General features: G+C 59.4%; 18 protein-coding genes. 15 read left to right on the top strand and 3 right to left on the bottom strand.

Annotated features, from left to right (window positions below):
• Window positions 1–120 precede the first annotated feature (120 nt).
• Window positions 121–1,275, bottom strand: a complete 1,155-nt coding sequence (metK, locus tag AC2FAJ_RS18070) for a methionine adenosyltransferase (RefSeq protein ID WP_041908329.1) — start codon at window positions 1,273–1,275, stop codon at window positions 121–123.
• A gap of 186 nt (window positions 1,276–1,461) precedes the next feature.
• Window positions 1,462–1,749, bottom strand: a complete 288-nt coding sequence (locus AC2FAJ_RS18065) for a hypothetical protein (RefSeq protein WP_041908330.1) — start codon at window positions 1,747–1,749, stop codon at window positions 1,462–1,464.
• Between AC2FAJ_RS18065 and AC2FAJ_RS18060 the strand changes: the two genes are divergently transcribed.
• The 4 genes from AC2FAJ_RS18060 (at window position 1,701) to speB (ending at window position 5,186) form a co-directional block, all read left to right on the top strand.
• Window positions 1,701–1,844, top strand: coding sequence for a hypothetical protein (locus AC2FAJ_RS18060; RefSeq protein WP_418721940.1), 144 nt, complete (start codon window positions 1,701–1,703; stop codon window positions 1,842–1,844). The two genes, AC2FAJ_RS18065 and AC2FAJ_RS18060, sit on opposite strands and share 49 nt — an antisense overlap.
• Window positions 1,845–1,938: 94 nt before the next feature.
• On the top strand, window positions 1,939–2,070 hold the full coding sequence (gene yqgB / locus AC2FAJ_RS18055; protein WP_127312443.1) for an acid stress response protein YqgB: 132 nt from the start codon (window positions 1,939–1,941) through the stop codon (window positions 2,068–2,070).
• An 8-nt stretch (window positions 2,071–2,078) separates the two neighbouring features.
• A complete protein-coding gene (gene speA / locus AC2FAJ_RS18050) occupies window positions 2,079–4,055 on the top strand; it encodes a biosynthetic arginine decarboxylase (protein WP_045629995.1) in 1,977 nt (658 codons plus the stop codon).
• A 210-nt stretch (window positions 4,056–4,265) separates the two neighbouring features.
• Window positions 4,266–5,186: an agmatinase gene (gene speB, locus AC2FAJ_RS18045; protein ID WP_017382921.1), complete on the top strand. Its 921-nt coding sequence runs from the start codon at window positions 4,266–4,268 to the stop codon at window positions 5,184–5,186.
• Window positions 5,187–5,189: 3 nt separating this feature from the next.
• Here the strand turns inward: speB and AC2FAJ_RS18040 are convergent, their stop codons facing one another.
• Window positions 5,190–6,401 carry an MFS transporter gene (locus AC2FAJ_RS18040; protein ID WP_485454380.1) on the bottom strand — a complete coding sequence of 404 codons (1,212 nt, stop codon included), beginning with the start codon at window positions 6,399–6,401 and terminating at the stop codon, window positions 5,190–5,192.
• Between the two features lie 414 nt (window positions 6,402–6,815).
• On the opposite strand from AC2FAJ_RS18040, the gene AC2FAJ_RS18035 reads away from it, so the two are divergent.
• From AC2FAJ_RS18035 to AC2FAJ_RS17985, 11 genes are all read left to right on the top strand, one after another.
• Window positions 6,816–7,139 carry a Rieske (2Fe-2S) protein gene (locus tag AC2FAJ_RS18035; RefSeq protein ID WP_003860044.1) on the top strand — a complete coding sequence of 108 codons (324 nt, stop codon included), beginning with the start codon at window positions 6,816–6,818 and terminating at the stop codon, window positions 7,137–7,139.
• Window positions 7,136–7,444 (top strand): recombinase-like helix-turn-helix domain-containing protein, encoded by a 309-nt coding sequence (locus tag AC2FAJ_RS18030; protein ID WP_028014353.1) that lies wholly within the window; start codon window positions 7,136–7,138, stop codon window positions 7,442–7,444. Before AC2FAJ_RS18035 ends, AC2FAJ_RS18030 begins: the two co-directional genes overlap by 4 nt.
• Window positions 7,445–7,454: 10 nt before the next feature.
• Complete coding sequence (locus AC2FAJ_RS18025) at window positions 7,455–8,477, top strand: aromatic ring-hydroxylating oxygenase subunit alpha (protein WP_028014352.1); 1,023 nt, start codon at window positions 7,455–7,457, stop codon at window positions 8,475–8,477.
• The gene (locus AC2FAJ_RS18020) at window positions 8,477–9,226 is read left to right on the top strand and encodes an SDR family oxidoreductase (protein ID WP_485454379.1); all 750 of its coding nucleotides are present in this window, start codon (window positions 8,477–8,479) and stop codon (window positions 9,224–9,226) included. The genes AC2FAJ_RS18025 and AC2FAJ_RS18020 overlap by 1 nt, the downstream gene beginning before the upstream one ends.
• A 12-nt stretch (window positions 9,227–9,238) precedes the next feature.
• Entirely contained in the window at window positions 9,239–10,027 is a 789-nt protein-coding gene (locus AC2FAJ_RS18015; RefSeq protein ID WP_028014350.1) for an IclR family transcriptional regulator, read from the top strand.
• A gap of 78 nt (window positions 10,028–10,105) precedes the next feature.
• On the top strand, window positions 10,106–11,032 hold the full coding sequence (locus AC2FAJ_RS18010) for a VOC family protein (RefSeq protein WP_060572201.1): 927 nt from the start codon (window positions 10,106–10,108) through the stop codon (window positions 11,030–11,032).
• Window positions 11,029–12,216: an NAD(P)/FAD-dependent oxidoreductase gene (locus AC2FAJ_RS18005; protein WP_485454378.1), complete on the top strand. Its 1,188-nt coding sequence runs from the start codon at window positions 11,029–11,031 to the stop codon at window positions 12,214–12,216. The genes AC2FAJ_RS18010 and AC2FAJ_RS18005 overlap by 4 nt, the downstream gene beginning before the upstream one ends.
• Window positions 12,217–12,241: 25 nt before the next feature.
• A complete protein-coding gene (locus tag AC2FAJ_RS18000) occupies window positions 12,242–13,498 on the top strand; it encodes an MFS transporter (RefSeq protein ID WP_485454377.1) in 1,257 nt (418 codons plus the stop codon).
• A gap of 10 nt (window positions 13,499–13,508) precedes the next feature.
• Complete coding sequence (locus AC2FAJ_RS17995) at window positions 13,509–14,039, top strand: cupin domain-containing protein (RefSeq protein WP_017382915.1); 531 nt, start codon at window positions 13,509–13,511, stop codon at window positions 14,037–14,039.
• A gap of 9 nt (window positions 14,040–14,048) precedes the next feature.
• Window positions 14,049–14,819: an alpha/beta fold hydrolase gene (locus AC2FAJ_RS17990; RefSeq protein ID WP_041908338.1), complete on the top strand. Its 771-nt coding sequence runs from the start codon at window positions 14,049–14,051 to the stop codon at window positions 14,817–14,819.
• Window positions 14,803–15,597 carry an SDR family oxidoreductase gene (locus AC2FAJ_RS17985; RefSeq protein WP_045260757.1) on the top strand — a complete coding sequence of 265 codons (795 nt, stop codon included), beginning with the start codon at window positions 14,803–14,805 and terminating at the stop codon, window positions 15,595–15,597. The genes AC2FAJ_RS17990 and AC2FAJ_RS17985 overlap by 17 nt, the downstream gene beginning before the upstream one ends.
• Window positions 15,598–15,604: the final 7 nt, after the last annotated feature.

The following is a 15,604-nucleotide window of genomic DNA, read 5'->3' as shown; positions in this document are numbered from 1 at the left end:
TTCTGAAAGAGGGATATATCCAGTGCGGTGTAATCGCTTTCAGTTGTGCGGCTTTAGCCGCCCCCCGACATAAAAAAAGCCAGCACAAAGGCTGGCCTGTTTAATACTCTCGGCTGTCGATTACTTCAGACCAGCAGCTTCACGCAGCAGAGCGGCTTTGTCGGTTTTTTCCCATGGGAAATGTTCACGACCAAAGTGACCGTATGCAGCGGTTTCCTGGTAGATTGGGTGCAGCAGATCCAGCATCTGAATCAGGCCGTATGGACGCAGGTCGAAGAACTCGCGCACCAGCAGGGTCAGCTGTTCTGAAGGCACTTTCTCCGTACCGAAGGTTTCCACCATGATGGAGGTTGGCTCAGCCACGCCGATTGCGTAGGAAACCTGAATCTCACAGCGGTCGGCCAGGCCGGCAGCAACGATGTTTTTCGCTACATAGCGCGCAGCGTACGCGGCAGAACGGTCAACTTTAGACGGATCTTTACCGGAGAACGCGCCGCCACCGTGACGCGCCATGCCGCCGTAGGTATCAACGATGATTTTACGACCGGTCAGGCCGCAGTCGCCCATTGGGCCGCCGATAACAAAGCGTCCGGTTGGGTTGATGAAGAATTTGGTTGCTGAGCTCAGCCATTCGGTTGGCAGAACCGGCTTGATGATCTCTTCCATCACTGCTTCCTGCAGGGATTTCTGATCGATCTCTTCGGCATGCTGGGTAGACAGCACCACCGCGTCAATACCGACGATTTTGCCGTCGTCGTACTGGAAGGTGACCTGGCTTTTCGCATCCGGGCGCAGCCACGGCAGGGTGCCGTTTTTACGCACTTCAGCCTGACGCTGCACCAGACGGTGTGCGTAGGTCACAGGTGCTGGCATCAGCACGTCGGTTTCGTTGGTTGCATAACCGAACATCAGGCCCTGGTCGCCCGCGCCCTGTTCCAGCGGATCGGCACGGTCAACGCCCTGGTTGATGTCCGGAGACTGTTTGCCAATCGCGCTCAGTACCGCGCAGGAATTGGCATCAAAGCCCATATCAGAATGCACATAGCCGATCTCACGCACCGTGTTACGGGTGATCTCTTCGATATCAACCCATGCGCTGGTGGTGATCTCACCGCCAACCAGAACCATGCCGGTTTTGACATAGGTTTCACACGCTACGCGCGCTTTAGGATCCTGCGCCAGGATCGCATCCAGCACCGCATCGGAGATTTGGTCAGCAATTTTATCAGGATGTCCTTCTGATACGGACTCGGACGTAAACAGGTGTTTTGCCATGTTTTATTTCACCTAAGAGGAATTTGGTTAGCTCAAGCTGCTGTGTGGAATAGCCAAAGGAGATAATTCTACCAAGGCCTGCAGGTTTTTGACACTGGCAGTATGAGTGTTAATCAGTATAGATGGATTAACATCTGGATGGCTATTTTAGGTCACTTCTTCGCCCGATTTCCAGTTTTTTTTGATTCATCTCTCACTGCGTTGAAATGGCTGCTGGAAATTTTTCCTGACGCTGCTGGCAACACGCGTATTTTTGTTTTGCTTTTTAGCCCCCTTCTCGGTATAAAACGCGGCGCGCGGCTCATATAAAATCAGCGCTCGATGAATACATCGTGTCGCCACTTCCAGCCGGGTTGAGCAGTGAACTTTTAGCTTTGGCTTGGGGTCCGTTTCATCAGAGGCGGCCGTGGAGGTGATACGAGATAATGAACCATCGTTTTCCGCTAATTCAGCGCTGCCGTTCTGGCGCGCCATTGATTCCCGCAACCCGCATTTCTAGTCTGCAAACCTGCCGATGTTATACCCATCTCGGCGCTTCTCAGGATTCAAGGGCCGGTTACGCTCTGTGAAAACTGAACAAGGGCGCTCTTGTTGATACAAGAGTTTTCTCGTGGTTTCGCCGAACCTTGTCATACAGAGTTCGGATACGTGTTTTACAATGATATGAATAAGAAACCGGTCGCACGGTCTGGATTTCAGCATACTCTGCTGGGAAACGGAGCCGTTTATGGGTTGTTATCGCCGTATAACGCTGCGATAGTAGTCAACTGTTTTACACTTAATACAAAGAGTTGAGGTTCGCTATGTCTGACGACATGTCTTCTTTTTCGCCTTCGTCAGCGGGCGAACAGGGTGTACTACGTTCTATGCAGGAGGTTGCGATGAGCTCCCAGGAAGCCAGCAAGATGCTGCGCACTTACAATATTGCCTGGTGGGGCAATAACTACTACGACGTCAACGAACTGGGCCACATCAGCGTCTGCCCGGATCCGGACGTCCCTGAAGCGCGCGTGGATCTCGCTAAGCTGGTGAAAGCCCGTGAAGCGCAGGGCCAGCGTTTGCCTGCACTGTTCTGCTTCCCGCAGATCCTGCAACATCGCCTGCGTTCCATTAACGCCGCGTTCAAGCGCGCGCGTGAATCCTACGGCTATAACGGCGACTACTTCCTGGTTTACCCGATCAAGGTGAACCAGCACCGCCGCGTAATCGAATCCCTGATCCACTCCGGCGAACCGCTGGGACTGGAAGCAGGCTCCAAAGCGGAGCTGATGGCGGTTCTGGCGCACGCGGGCATGACCCGGTCGGTGATCGTCTGTAACGGCTATAAAGACCGCGAATACATTCGTCTGGCGCTGATTGGCGAGAAGATGGGCCACAAGGTCTATCTGGTTATCGAGAAAATGACCGAAATTGCCATCGTGCTGGAAGAGGCCGAGCGTCTGAACGTTATTCCACGCCTTGGCGTGCGTGCGCGTCTGGCGTCGCAGGGGTCCGGTAAATGGCAGTCCTCCGGCGGTGAAAAATCCAAGTTCGGCCTCGCGGCGAACCAGGTGCTGCAGCTGGTGGAGATCCTGCGCGAGCGCGGTCGTCTGGACAGCATTCAGCTGCTGCACTTCCACCTCGGCTCGCAGATGGCCAATATCCGCGACATCGCCACCGGCGTGCGTGAGTCCGCGCGTTTCTACGTTGAGCTGCACAAGCTTGGCGTGAATATTCAGTGCTTCGACGTGGGCGGCGGCCTGGGCGTGGACTACGAAGGGACCCGCTCCCAGTCCGACTGCTCGGTGAACTACGGCCTGAACGAATACGCCAACAACATCATCTGGGCGATTGGCGATGCCTGCGAAGAGCACGGCCTGCCGCACCCGACAGTGATCACCGAATCTGGCCGCGCGGTTACCGCGCACCATACGGTGCTGGTGTCTAACATCATCGGCGTCGAGCGTAGCGAAATCACCGAAGCGACGCCTCCGGCAGACGATGCCCCACGTTCCCTGCAAAGCATGTGGGAAACCTGGCAGGAAATGCACGAGCCGGGCACGCGTCGCTCCCTGCGCGAATGGCTGCACGACAGCCAGATGGACTTGCACGATATTCACGTCGGCTACTCGTCAGGCACCTTCAGCCTGCAGGAGCGCGCGTGGGCGGAGCAGCTCTATCTGAACATGTGCCATGAAGTGCAGAAACAGCTCGACCCGAGCAACCGCGCGCATCGTCCGATTATCGACGAGTTGCAGGAGCGTATGGCGGACAAAATGTACGTCAACTTCTCCCTGTTCCAGTCGATGCCGGATGCCTGGGGTATCGACCAGTTGTTCCCGGTTCTGCCGCTGGAAGGGCTGAACCACGCCCCGGAACGTCGCGCGGTGCTGCTGGACATCACCTGTGACTCTGACGGCGCGATTGACCATTACGTTGACGGTGACGGTATCGCAACGACGATGCCAATGCCGGAGTACGATCCGGAGAACCCGCCCATGCTGGGCTTCTTTATGGTGGGTGCGTATCAGGAGATCCTCGGCAACATGCACAACCTGTTCGGTGATACCGAAGCGGTTGACGTGTTTGTCTTCCCTGACGGCAGCGTCGAGGTTGAGCTGTCCGACGAAGGGGACACCGTGGCGGATATGCTGGAATATGTGCAGCTGGATCCGAAAAAACTGCTCACCCAGTTCCGCGACCAGGTGAAAAACACCGGTCTGGACGACGCGCTGCAGCAGCAGTTCCTGGAAGAGTTTGAAGCGGGTCTGTACGGGTACACCTACCTGGAAGACGAGTAGTAAAACCTCCCTCTCCCGGTGGGAGAGGGTTGGGGTGAGGGCATCAGACCGCACAATACCCTATACTCACTTGAACCCGTATGAATTAACGGCGATAATTCGCCCCAATATGCGATTTACGAATCAATCCCTTCCTCGTCGGGTTTAACGACGCGGAGGGGATTTTTTTTCATCTGTTTTTAATGTATCGACGTTAAAAGAGGTCAGGACATGAGCACTTTAGGTCATCAGTACGATAACTCTCTGGTATCTAACGCGTTTGGTTTTTTACGCCTTCCAATGAACTTCCAGCCGTACGACAGCGATGCGGACTGGGTGATCACCGGCGTGCCGTTCGACATGGCAACCTCCGGTCGCGCGGGTGGACGTCACGGCCCGGCGGCAATCCGTCAGGTTTCCACCAACCTGGCCTGGGAGCACAACCGCTTCCCGTGGAACTTCGACATGCGCGAGCGCCTGAACGTGGTGGACTGCGGTGACCTGGTGTACGCCTTCGGCGACGCGCGCGAAATGAGCGAAAAATTGCAGGCGCACGCAGAGAAACTGCTGGCGGCCGGTAAGCGCATGCTCTCCTTCGGCGGTGACCACTTTGTCACTCTGCCGCTGCTGCGCGCCCACGCGAAGCACTTCGGTAAAATGGCGCTGGTGCACTTCGATGCGCATACCGATACCTACGCGAACGGCTGCGAGTTCGACCACGGCACCATGTTCTACACCGCGCCGAAAGAAGGCCTGATCGATCCGAACCACTCCGTGCAGATCGGCATCCGTACCGAGTTCGACAAAGACAACGGTTTCACCGTGCTGGACGCCGGCCAGGTGAACGATCGCGGCGTGGACGATATTCTGGCTCAGGTTAAGCAGATCGTCGGCGATATGCCTGTATACCTGACCTTCGATATCGACTGCCTGGATCCGGCGTTTGCACCGGGTACCGGTACGCCGGTTATTGGCGGCCTGACGTCAGACCGCGCCATCAAGCTGGTGCGTGGCCTGAAGGATCTGAACATCGTTGGGATGGATGTGGTAGAAGTGGCGCCAGCCTATGACCAGTCCGAGATCACCGCGCTTGCCGCGGCGACCCTGGCGCTGGAAATGCTCTACATCCAGGCCGCGAAAAAAGGCGAATAAGCCTTACGCGCTGATTGCTGCTGCGCGACGCATGCGCAGCAGCAACATTCCCCCGGCAAGCAGGGTGATTGCCTGCGAGACGACCAGCACCGAAAAGCCTGAGCTAACCGACCCCACCGACCTCATTACCATCCCCATCAGCAGCGGAATAAACGCCGCGCAGATATTGCCGATCCCGTTGATAATGCCGTAAGCGCTGCCCACCGCTTCCCGCGCGGCGTGATGCTGGATCACCGCCGGAATAGCCGCCCCCTGTAGCCCCCAGAAGATATTCGCCGAGAGCATAAACAGCGCCAGCCAGGCAGGCTGATGGCTGAGCATCAGCGCGATCACGGACAGCGCCGTCAGCGCGCCGCCCACCACAAACAGCATTGGCGCCTGTTCCGGACGCATTTTGTCGAGCAGCACCCCACCGAGGAACTTCGAGCCCAGACTCAGCAGGAAGGGAATGGCCGCAAGTATGCCCGTGGCGTGCAGCGAGAAATGATGCTCGTCGCGCAGCCACGCGGGCAGCCAGGCGCTGCTCCCCCAGAGATAGCTCAGGGTGGCAATCTCCACCAGCAGGATCCACCCGAGCAGCGGCGTTTGCCAGGCCAGCGAAAACGTCTCTGTAAAGCCCGGTTTTTTCATCTTCACCGTACTCCGCGGCGCGGGCAGGAAGCGCCAGACAAGGCCGCCGCCCAGCACCAGATTCAGTGCCGCCAGGGCATAAAACGATCCGGCCCAGCCGAGATGCGCCATCAGCCACGTTACCAGCGGAAAGCCCACGGCCAGCCCGAGCGAGACGCCCAGCGCGGTCACGGCGTTGGGTTTGCCGATCTCTTGCGCGCTAAAGTGATCGCTGATGAAGCGCGTTTTCAGCGAAAAGAGCGGCCCCTCAGCGATCCCCAGGATCGTGCGCGCGACGAGCATGCCCATCAGCGATCCGAGCAGCGGTGAAATGGCGCATACCGCTGCCCACATCGCTATGCTGCTCAATAATCCCTGTCGATAATGGAGTTTGCTTTCAATAACCGGAGTTAATAATAAAGCTGAAAATCCATAACCCAGCAGAAAACAGGTCATAAGCATTCCCTGTAACATTCTGTTTTCATTTAGCTGAAAATGCTGAGCAAATTCCGGGTTTAAAATCATGACAGAAATATTCACCCGGTCAACGTAGGAAATAATAATCAGTAATAACAATGCCACTGTGCCTTGCCATCTTGCCGTCATAACGCCTGCCTTATGTTTTTGCTTATTTCTATTTTTATGCGCGTGATTATCACGTGGGTAAAATGGTTCACCTGTGAAACTCATTGTTTATTAAAGAAAAAATAAAATTAAGTTTCACAGGTGAAACACCCTGTTTTTCACTTCTTTTATTTTTAAGGAACAAAAAGAAAAGAAGTCAATCACTGTTTATTAAAATTTAAGGCCATCGATAAATCGTATTCTTTCACACCGAAATAATGAAAATTTCATATCGCTGCATTTTTTCGTGATCCTTTGCACACTTAGTTAATTAATTACCGTTTGATTAACAAATTCGTCACATTGCGGCTTGACGAAACATTCATCGCTTTTATATTGACCGTATTAAATAAGAAACAGAGTTTCATATATGAAACAAAAGCCTGGAGGATCGTGATGAGCTGGATAGGCGTATGTGACGCAGAACAAGTACAGGAAGATTTCCCTTTTAGCGGCAACGTCGACGGTAAAGAGATCGGCGTGTATTTGATTGACGGTGAATATTACGCGCTGGAAGACGTATGCCCCCACGCCTATGCCCTGCTGAGCCAGGGCTTCGTGGAGGACGGCAAGGTGGAATGCCCGCTGCACGAGGCGGTATTCGACGTCAAAACCGGCCAGTGCCTGCACGGCCCCGGCGGGCGCAACCTCAACCGCTACCCGGTTCGGGTTTTTGAAAACCAGATTCAGATTACCTTCGTCGAGGAGACCGTGGCATGAGCGACACCCTGAACTACAACCCGGCGCTGCCGGAAAGCCGTCAGTTTGCCCCCCCGGCTGAGGGCGGTAACGGTGCGATCCATAAGCCGGGTGATTACCAGAACCTTATCTGGCAGACCCGCAGCCGCGAGCCGGAAAGCTGGGAAGTGAACCTCATCGCCACGCTGGAAGATCTCTTCGAGCAGGGGGTTGAAACCTTACCTGAGCTGGTGAACGGGCTGAACGCGGTGCGCATGCACGATCAGCAGGGCGAGCCGTGGAGCGAGGCCAGCTTCCAGGCATTCTTACAGGTTAACGGCTACTGAGGGCAACGCGATGACGACGACCGTACAACACTATCTCGATAAAGGTCTGCGCGGCCTCTGGTATCCGGTGCTGGCTAGCTGGGAGGTGCAGTCTGCACCGGTGGGCATTACCCGCCTGGGCGAACAGATTGTGGTCTGGCGCAACAAAGACGGCCAGGTGCAGGCGCTGGAGGACCGCTGTCCGCACCGCGGCGCACGCCTGTCGATGGGCTGGAACCTGGGCGACCGCATTGCCTGCTGGTATCACGGCGTGGAGGTCGCGGGCAACGGCGAGGTGAAAGACGTGCCCGCCGTGGACAAATGTCCGCTGGTCGGCCAGCAGTGCGTGCGCAGCTACAACGTGCAGGAGGCGCACGGCGCAATCTTCCTGTGGTTTGGCGTCACCGCGGACCAGCAGCCGGACGAGCTGACCTTCCCGGACGAGCTCGCCGATACGGACAGCTTCAGCAATTTCCTCTGTACCGCCGCGTGGAAATGCAATTACCAGTACGCGCTGGAAAACGTGATGGACCCGATGCACGGCACCTATCTGCACTCCTCGTCGCACTCAATGGCGGAAGGGGACCGCAAGGCTGACATGGTGCTCCAGCCGACCAAAACCGGCTTTATTTTTGAGAAGAAAGGGCAGAGCGGCGTCAACTTTGACTGGGTGGAGCTGGGCAACAGCGGCACCTGCTGGATGCGCCTCTCCATTCCGTACAAGAAGCGCTTCGGGCCGGGCGGCCACTTCTTTATCGTCGGCATGGTGGTGCCGGAAGATAACGACAACTGCCGCGTCTTCTTCTGGCGCATTCGCCGGGTGCAGGGCTGGCAGCGCGACATGTGGCGCTTCATGTACCGCAACCGTCTGGAAAAACTGCACTGGGAAGTGCTGGAGCAGGACCGCGTAGTGCTGGAAAGCCTGGCGCCAAACGCCCGCGACCATGAATACCTGTATCAGCACGACGTCGGCCTCTCGCGCCTGCGCCGCATGATGCAAAAGGCCGCCAAAGAGCAACTGGCGATGCGCGAAGAACAGCAGGGAGCCGCCTGATGAACGGGCTGCTGAGCGGCAAACGCATCGTCATAACCGGCGCCGCGCGCGGGCTGGGCTTTCACTTTGCCAAAGCCTGCGCGGAGCAGGGCGCAGCGGTGGTGATGTGCGACATCCTCAAGGGTGAGCTGGCCGAAAGCGCCCACGCCCTGAGCGAGCGGGGCTATGCGATCGAACCGCACGTTATCGATCTGGCCGATCCACAGTCCATTGAGCAGGTGTTCAGCTCGATTGGCGAGCAGGGTCAGATTGATGGCCTGGTGAACAACGCGGCGATGGCGACGGGCGTCGGCGGCAAAAATATGCTCGATTACGATCCGGATCTCTGGGATCGGGTGATGAGCGTTAACGTCAAAGGCACCTGGCTGGTGACGCGCGCTGCGGTGCCGCTGCTGCGCGAGGGCGCGGGTATCGTGAACGTTGCGTCCGACACCGCGCTGTGGGGCGCGCCGCGCCTGATGGCCTACGTCGCCAGCAAGGGCGCCGTGATCGCCATGACCCGCTCAATGGCGCGTGAACTGGGCGAAAAGCGTATACGCATTAATGCCATCGCGCCGGGGTTAACCCGCGTCGAGGCGACCGAATATGTTCCGGCCGAGCGCCATCAGCTTTACGAGAATGGCCGCGCGTTAACCGGCGCGCAGCAGCCGGAAGACGTCACCGGCAGCGTAGTCTGGCTGTTAAGCGATCTGTCGCGGTTTATCACCGGGCAGCTGATTCCGGTCAACGGCGGTTTTGTCTTTAACTAAGGTGTGGCGATTATGGCAAACGATCAGGAAGTGAAGTATCTGGTGCCGGGGCTGGAGCGCGGTTTACAGCTGCTGTTGGCCTTTGGCGAGCAGCATCGCGATCTGACCTTTGCCGAGCTGCACCGGCTGGTGGATATGCCGAAGGCGACCGCCTATCGCGTGGTGCAGACGCTGGAGTACATGGGCTTTCTGGAGCGCAACGCGCGCACCAATACCTTTTCGCTGGGCATGAACGTGCTGCGTCTCGGCTTTGAGTACATCGCCTCGCTGGACGTGGCGCAGGTCGGCCAGCCGGTGATCGAGCAACTGCGCGACGTGAGCCAGTGCAGCAGCCATCTGGCGATCCGCGACGGGCGCGACATTATCTACATCGCCCGCGTCAGCGCCGCCGGGTCGCGCATCAATCAGGTCAGCATTGGCACCCGCCTGCCGGTGCACTGCACCTCGCTGGGCCGCATGTTGCTGACCGATATTTCCCGCGCCGATTTTGAACAGTTGTTCCCGCACGAGCGCCTGCCGGGCAACACGCCGGGGCAGCTTCACGACCGCGAAGCCCTGTGGCAGATGGTGCAGCAGGACAAAGCCCGCGGGTTTGTCATCGGCGAATCCTTCTTCCGCCACGGCATCTCCTCCATCGTCTACCCGGTGTATGACCGAAGCGGACGCGTGGCGGCGGTGGTCAGCATTCTGGTGCCGTCGGAAGAGATCCCGCAGACCGACCGTGAGCGGCTGCAAAACGAGGTTCGCCTCGCGGCGGATAAAATTTCTGGCTTCTTAGGCTATTTGTCACAGGCCAGCTAAATCAGTGAGTTAACGTCAGGCGCTTGACTGCGTCGGGCATGTTTTACGCCCAATTTGGGCCAGATGAGGCAACGAACGATGAGTGTAACCGGAATTGAAAAGCTGGAATTTGGCGTGGAAGACCTGACGCACTGCGCCAAATTTATGCGTGATTTTGGCCTGACGGGCGATGCCAGCGGCCAGCGTTTTACCACCCTGAGCGGCGCGCGCGTGGAGCTGAACCCCATCGACAGTCCCGACCTGCCGCCGGCGTTTGAAGCGGGCAACACCCTGCGCCGCATGACCTGGGCGGTTGCCGCACAGTCCGATCTCGACGCGCTGCGCCCGAAGCTGGCGCAGCAGCCCGGTTTTCGCGAAGTGGGCGACGCGCTGGAATGCCTCGATCCGAACGGCATGACCCTGCGCGTCCAGGTCAGCCAGCAGACCGACGTGGAGCTGAACGTTGAGCCGATCAACCAGTGGGGCGATGCCCGCCGTATCGACACGCCGAGCCCGGTTTATGAGCGTGCCCAGCCGATCAACGTCGGGCACGTGGTGTTCTTCGTGGAGGAGCTGGCGGCGGTGGAGAAATTCTACCGCGAGGTGCTCGGCTTCCAGGTTTCGGACCGCTACATCAATCGCGCCGTGTTCCTGCGCTGCGGGGCGCGCGGCGGACATCACAACCTGTTCCTGCTGCAACTGCCGAACCGCAAGCGCGGCCTCAACCACGTGGCCTTCACCGTGCGCGACATCCACGAGGTGATCGGCGGCGGTATCGCGATGAATAAAAATGAATGGAGCACCTTTATCGGGCCGGGCCGCCATCCGGTGTCGTCGGCCTATTTCTGGTACGTCAATAGCCCGACCGGCGGCGCGTTTGAATATTACACCAACGACGACTATCTGACCGAAAACTGGCAGCCGCGCGAGCTGGAGCACTCCCTGGTCTCCTTTACCGAATGGGCGGTAGAAGGCGGGATTGACCACGACACCCGCCGCCAGCAGAAAAAGCCGGAGGCGGTATGACGTCGCGCATTGTCATTATCGGCGGCGGTCAGGCGGGCGGCTGGGCGGCGAAAACCCTGCGCGACGAGGGCTTCGACGGCGAGATCTGCGTGGTGGCGGAAGAGGAGTGGGATTTCTACGAACGTCCGCCGCTGTCGAAAGCGTCTCTGCTGGAGCCGGATGCGGCGCTCCCGCGGCTGTTTAGCGAAGAAGCACAGCAGGCGCTGAACCTGACATGGTACCGCCCGCTGCGTGCTGAGTCAGTCGATCGTGAAGCGAAAACCGTGCGTTTAAGCAACGGCGAATGTCTTAGTTACAACATTCTTCTAATGGCCACCGGCGGGAGGGCGCGCCTGCCTTCACCAGCGTGGGCGGCGCATCCGCAGGTCTACACTCTGCGCCACTGGCAGGACGCGCAGCGCCTGAAGGCGCGTCTGGCGGAAAGTAAAAAACTGGCGATTGTCGGCGGCGGCTGGATCGGCCTTGAGATTGCCGCTTCCGCGCGCAAAAGCGGCGTGGCGGTCACGCTGTTCGAGCAGCAGCCCGCGCTGTGCATGCGCTCGGTGAGCGGCGAAGTGTCGCAGCGCTTAGAGGCTATCCATCGCGAGCAGGGGGTGGAGATCCGTACCGGCTGCGGCGCGCTGGAGCTGGAGGACGATAACGGCCTGCCGGTCATGCACTGCGACGGCCAGCGCGAAACCTTTGACGCGGTGGTGGTGGGGATCGGTGTCGATCTCAATCTGGAACTGGCGCGCGATGCGGGACTTTGCACCGAGCGGGGGATCGTGGTGGATGCCCAGGGGCGGACGTCGGATCCGTTCATCTTCGCCGCCGGAGATGTGGCGCAGCACCATCACTACGGCCTGTGCATTCAGTCCTGGGCCTTCGCCCAGAATCAGGCGGTGGCGACGGCGAAAGCCATGCTTAACCCCGATGCGCCAGGCTACGACGACGCGCCGTGGCTGTGGTCGGATCAATATCAGCACAACATCCAGATCCTCGGCATTCCGCAGCCGGGCAGCCGAACGATAGTGCGTGAAGAGGCGCTGTACTTCTCGCTGGACGACAACGGTCGGCTAACGCAGCTGGTGGCGTTCAACGATGCGCGCACCGTCAAGCTGGCGAAGCGCTGGATGGCGGCGGGGCGGGACCTGTCGGACGTACCGCTCGCCGACCCGGCTTTTTCACTGATGTCATTGCGATAGCTAACCCGCACCCGTAGGGGGAGACATGACCACATTAGAGACCAACACCGCGCCCGTCGAGGCGAGCGGTGAGGGAGCCCGCACGCCTGAAAAAGCGGTGCGCTGGGCCATCCCGCTGTCGCTGCTGGCCTGCGTGCTGCTGGCCTTTTTCGACAAAATCAGCATCGCGGCGCTCTTTTCCGACACCCATTTCCAGCAGGCGATGGGCATCGATTTTGACACCACGCGCCTCGGCATTCTGATGAGCGCCTTTCTGCTGAGCTACGGCTTTTCGTCGGTATTTTTGAGCGGTTTAGGCGACAAAATTGCGCCGCTGCGCCTGCTCACCGGGATGATGGCGATCTGGTGCGTGCTGATGGTGGCGATGGGTTTTACCCATAACTACACGCTGATGATTATTCTGCGCATCCTGCTGGGCGTGGCGGAAGGGCCGCTGTTCCCGCTGGCTTTCGCCATCGTGCGTCACAACTTCCCGCAGCATTTACAGGCACGCGCCACCATGCTGTGGCTGCTGGGCACGCCGGTCGGCGCGGCGATTGGCTTCCCGCTCTCCCTCTGGCTCCTGAACACCTTCGGCTGGCAGAGCACCTTCTTTGTCATGGCAATGCTGACCGTGCCGGTGCTTATCTTTGTGCGCATCGGCCTGCGCGGGATCCGTCTGGAAGCAAAACCCGGCACCTCGCAGGCGTCCCGGGACGAGCGGCGCGCGGCGCGGCGCGAGCTGTTTGTCAGTCCGCACTTCTGGATCATCTGCATCTTTAACATCGCGTTCCTGACCTACCTGTGGGGCATCAACGGCTGGCTGCCTGGCTACTTAATTAAGGGCAAAGGCATCCACCTGGAGCACGCGGGCTGGCTGTCGTCGATGCCGTTCATCGCCATGCTGGCGGGAGAGGTGATTGGCGCGTGGCTCTCTGACCGGGTCGATAAGCGCGCGGCGGCCTGCTTTATCTCGATGGCAGGGGCAGCCGTCGGGCTGGCGGCGGTGATGCACCTTGATACCCCGCTTGCCATCATCGCGGCGATGAGCTTCAGCACCTTTATGTGGGGCACCGGCGCCCCCAACATTTTCGCCCTGCTGGCGAAGGCCACCCATCCCCGGGTGAGCGCCACGGCGGGCGGCATCTTCAACGGGCTGGGAAACTTTGCGGGCGCGCTGTCGCCGGCGGTGATGGGCGCGCTTATTGCCTTCACCCACAGCATGGATTCCGGGCTGATTTTTCTGGCGGTGATGGCGGCGGTGGGCTGCGTCCTGTTACTGCCGCTGCTGAGACGTTACTGAGGAGAGTGTCATGACTGATTCAACCGTAACCAACAAAACAGGCATCAAACCTGACCACCTGACGATGGAAGAGTGGGTCGAGTCGCGCATCGCGCGCTTCGAAGGCCGTAAATACGACTGGAACGCGCTGAAGTTCCAGGCCGATTTTGACCCGAAATACCGCCGGGCGCAGATGCGCTACATCGGCACCGGGGCAACCGGCGTGGCGAACGACACCAATACCGTGCAGGCGGACCATTTTACCTTCTCCACCATGGTGCTGCCGTCGAAGTGCGAAGGGCCGCTGCACCTGCACGACGACGTGGAGGAGGTGTTCTTCATGCTCAAAGGGCAGATCACGCTGATGATCCAGGACGGCGATAACTACACCGAAACCGTGCTGCGAGAGCGAGACCTGATCTCCGTCCCGCCGGGCATCTATCGCGGCCTGTTTAACCACGGGGAAGAAGAGGCGCTGATGTGCGTCATGCTGGGAACCAATAAGCCGGAAATCCCGACCTATCCCTCCGATCATCCGCTCTCAAAAGTGAAGCGGAACTAAGGGGGCGACATGACGGGTTTTCGTGAACAGGGAAGCGGCATCCCGCTGATGCTGCTGCACGGGATCAGCTCTGGCGCTGCGTCCTGGCATAAGCAGATGACGCTGAACGGTTTTCGCGTGCTGGCGTGGGACATGCCCGGTTACGGCGAAAGCCCGATGCTGGCGGTTGAGCGGGCGAACGCCGGAGATTACGCCGACGCGCTGGCGGCGATGCTCGACCGCGCAGGCGTCTGGCAGGCGGTACTGGTGGGCCATTCCCTGGGGGCGCTGGTGGCCAGCGCGTTTGCGGCGAAGTTCCCTGAACGCGTTATTCATCTGGTGCTGGCGGACGCCGCGCAGGGCTACGGTAATGCCGCGCCGGCGCAGCGAGAGCAGGTCTGGCGTAATCGCGAGCAGCAGATGGCGCTCGGTGGCGACATTCTCGCGCAGACCCGCGCCGCGAAGCTGCTGCGCCCCGGCGCGCGCCCGGACGATATCGCCACCGTCGCGGCGGGCATGCGCAGGCTGCGCCCCGAAGGCTACCTCGCTGCCGCGTGGATGCTGGCGCATGACGACATTCACGGCTGGCTTAAGCGTTACGCCGGTCAATTTGAAGTCTGGTGCGGCGAGCAGGACGCGATCACGCAGCCCGAGCTGGTACAGGGGCTGGCGCTGCGCTACGGCATGCCGTTTACCGCGATTCCGCAGGCCGGACACGCGAGCTATCTCGATAACGACGCGTTTTTTAATCAACAGCTTTTACGCATTAACGAAGAGGTGCGCGATGAATGCACACATTGACGGCCGCGTAGCGGTCGTTACCGGCGGTTCGTCCGGCATTGGCTTTGAAACGCTGCGCCTGCTGCTGGGCGAAGGGGCGAAAGTCGCCTTCTGTGGCCGCGACCCGGACCGGCTCGCCAGCGCCCATGCGACGCTGCAAAACGACTATCCCGACGGGGAGATTTTCTCATACCGCTGCGACGTGCTGAGCGCCGACGAGGTGCAGGCCTTCGCGGATGCGGTGCAGGCGCGCTTTGGCGCGGCGGATATGCTGATCAACAACGCCGGTCAGGGCTACGTGGCGCACTTCCATGACACCCCGCGCGAGGCGTGGCTGCACGAAGCCGAACTTAAACTGTTTGGCGTCATTAATCCGGTGCAGGCGTTTCAGCCGCTGCTGGAAAGGTCCGATATCGCCTCCATCACCTGCGTGAACTCCCTGCTGGCGCTTCAGCCGGAAGAGCACATGATCGCCACGTCGGCAGCCCGCGCCGCGTTGCTGAACATGACGCTGACGCTCTCGAAAGAGCTGGTAGGCAAAGGGATTCGCGTCAATTCCATACTGCTCGGTATGGTCGAGTCCGGCCAGTGGCAGCGCCGCTTTGAAAGCCGGGCGGATAAAAGCCAGAGCTGGCCGGAGTGGACGGCGGAAATCGCGCGCAAGCGCGGCATTCCGATGGCGCGCCTCGGCAAGCCGCAGGAGCCCGCGCAGGCGCTGCTGTTCCTCGCCTCGCCGCTGGCCTCGTTTACCACCGGCGCGGCGCTGGACGTTTCCGGCGGCTTTTGCCGTCATCTGTAAGGACGCA

This window comes from Enterobacter cloacae complex sp. 385G4 (assembly GCF_057320665.1).
The sequence above is the reverse complement of the archived record's forward strand: the minus strand, read 5'-3'. Positions and strand labels throughout refer to the sequence as shown.

What these genes read in the sequence shown, in the direction of transcription:
- metK (WP_041908329.1), bottom strand. Translation starts at nt 1,275, where the DNA reads ATGGCAAAACACCTGTTTACGTCCGAGTCCGTATCAGAAGGACATCCT.
- AC2FAJ_RS18060 (WP_418721940.1), top strand. Translation starts at nt 1,701, where the DNA reads ATGAACCATCGTTTTCCGCTAATTCAGCGCTGCCGTTCTGGCGCGCCA.
- AC2FAJ_RS18065 (WP_041908330.1), bottom strand. Translation starts at nt 1,749, where the DNA reads ATGGCGCGCCAGAACGGCAGCGCTGAATTAGCGGAAAACGATGGTTCA.
- yqgB (WP_127312443.1), top strand. Translation starts at nt 1,939, where the DNA reads ATGAATAAGAAACCGGTCGCACGGTCTGGATTTCAGCATACTCTGCTG.
- speA (WP_045629995.1), top strand. Translation starts at nt 2,079, where the DNA reads ATGTCTGACGACATGTCTTCTTTTTCGCCTTCGTCAGCGGGCGAACAG.
- speB (WP_017382921.1), top strand. Translation starts at nt 4,266, where the DNA reads ATGAGCACTTTAGGTCATCAGTACGATAACTCTCTGGTATCTAACGCG.
- AC2FAJ_RS18040 (WP_485454380.1), bottom strand. Translation starts at nt 6,401, where the DNA reads ATGACGGCAAGATGGCAAGGCACAGTGGCATTGTTATTACTGATTATT.
- AC2FAJ_RS18035 (WP_003860044.1), top strand. Translation starts at nt 6,816, where the DNA reads ATGAGCTGGATAGGCGTATGTGACGCAGAACAAGTACAGGAAGATTTC.
- AC2FAJ_RS18030 (WP_028014353.1), top strand. Translation starts at nt 7,136, where the DNA reads ATGAGCGACACCCTGAACTACAACCCGGCGCTGCCGGAAAGCCGTCAG.
- AC2FAJ_RS18025 (WP_028014352.1), top strand. Translation starts at nt 7,455, where the DNA reads ATGACGACGACCGTACAACACTATCTCGATAAAGGTCTGCGCGGCCTC.
- AC2FAJ_RS18020 (WP_485454379.1), top strand. Translation starts at nt 8,477, where the DNA reads ATGAACGGGCTGCTGAGCGGCAAACGCATCGTCATAACCGGCGCCGCG.
- AC2FAJ_RS18015 (WP_028014350.1), top strand. Translation starts at nt 9,239, where the DNA reads ATGGCAAACGATCAGGAAGTGAAGTATCTGGTGCCGGGGCTGGAGCGC.
- AC2FAJ_RS18010 (WP_060572201.1), top strand. Translation starts at nt 10,106, where the DNA reads ATGAGTGTAACCGGAATTGAAAAGCTGGAATTTGGCGTGGAAGACCTG.
- AC2FAJ_RS18005 (WP_485454378.1), top strand. Translation starts at nt 11,029, where the DNA reads ATGACGTCGCGCATTGTCATTATCGGCGGCGGTCAGGCGGGCGGCTGG.
- AC2FAJ_RS18000 (WP_485454377.1), top strand. Translation starts at nt 12,242, where the DNA reads ATGACCACATTAGAGACCAACACCGCGCCCGTCGAGGCGAGCGGTGAG.
- AC2FAJ_RS17995 (WP_017382915.1), top strand. Translation starts at nt 13,509, where the DNA reads ATGACTGATTCAACCGTAACCAACAAAACAGGCATCAAACCTGACCAC.
- AC2FAJ_RS17990 (WP_041908338.1), top strand. Translation starts at nt 14,049, where the DNA reads ATGACGGGTTTTCGTGAACAGGGAAGCGGCATCCCGCTGATGCTGCTG.
- AC2FAJ_RS17985 (WP_045260757.1), top strand. Translation starts at nt 14,803, where the DNA reads ATGAATGCACACATTGACGGCCGCGTAGCGGTCGTTACCGGCGGTTCG.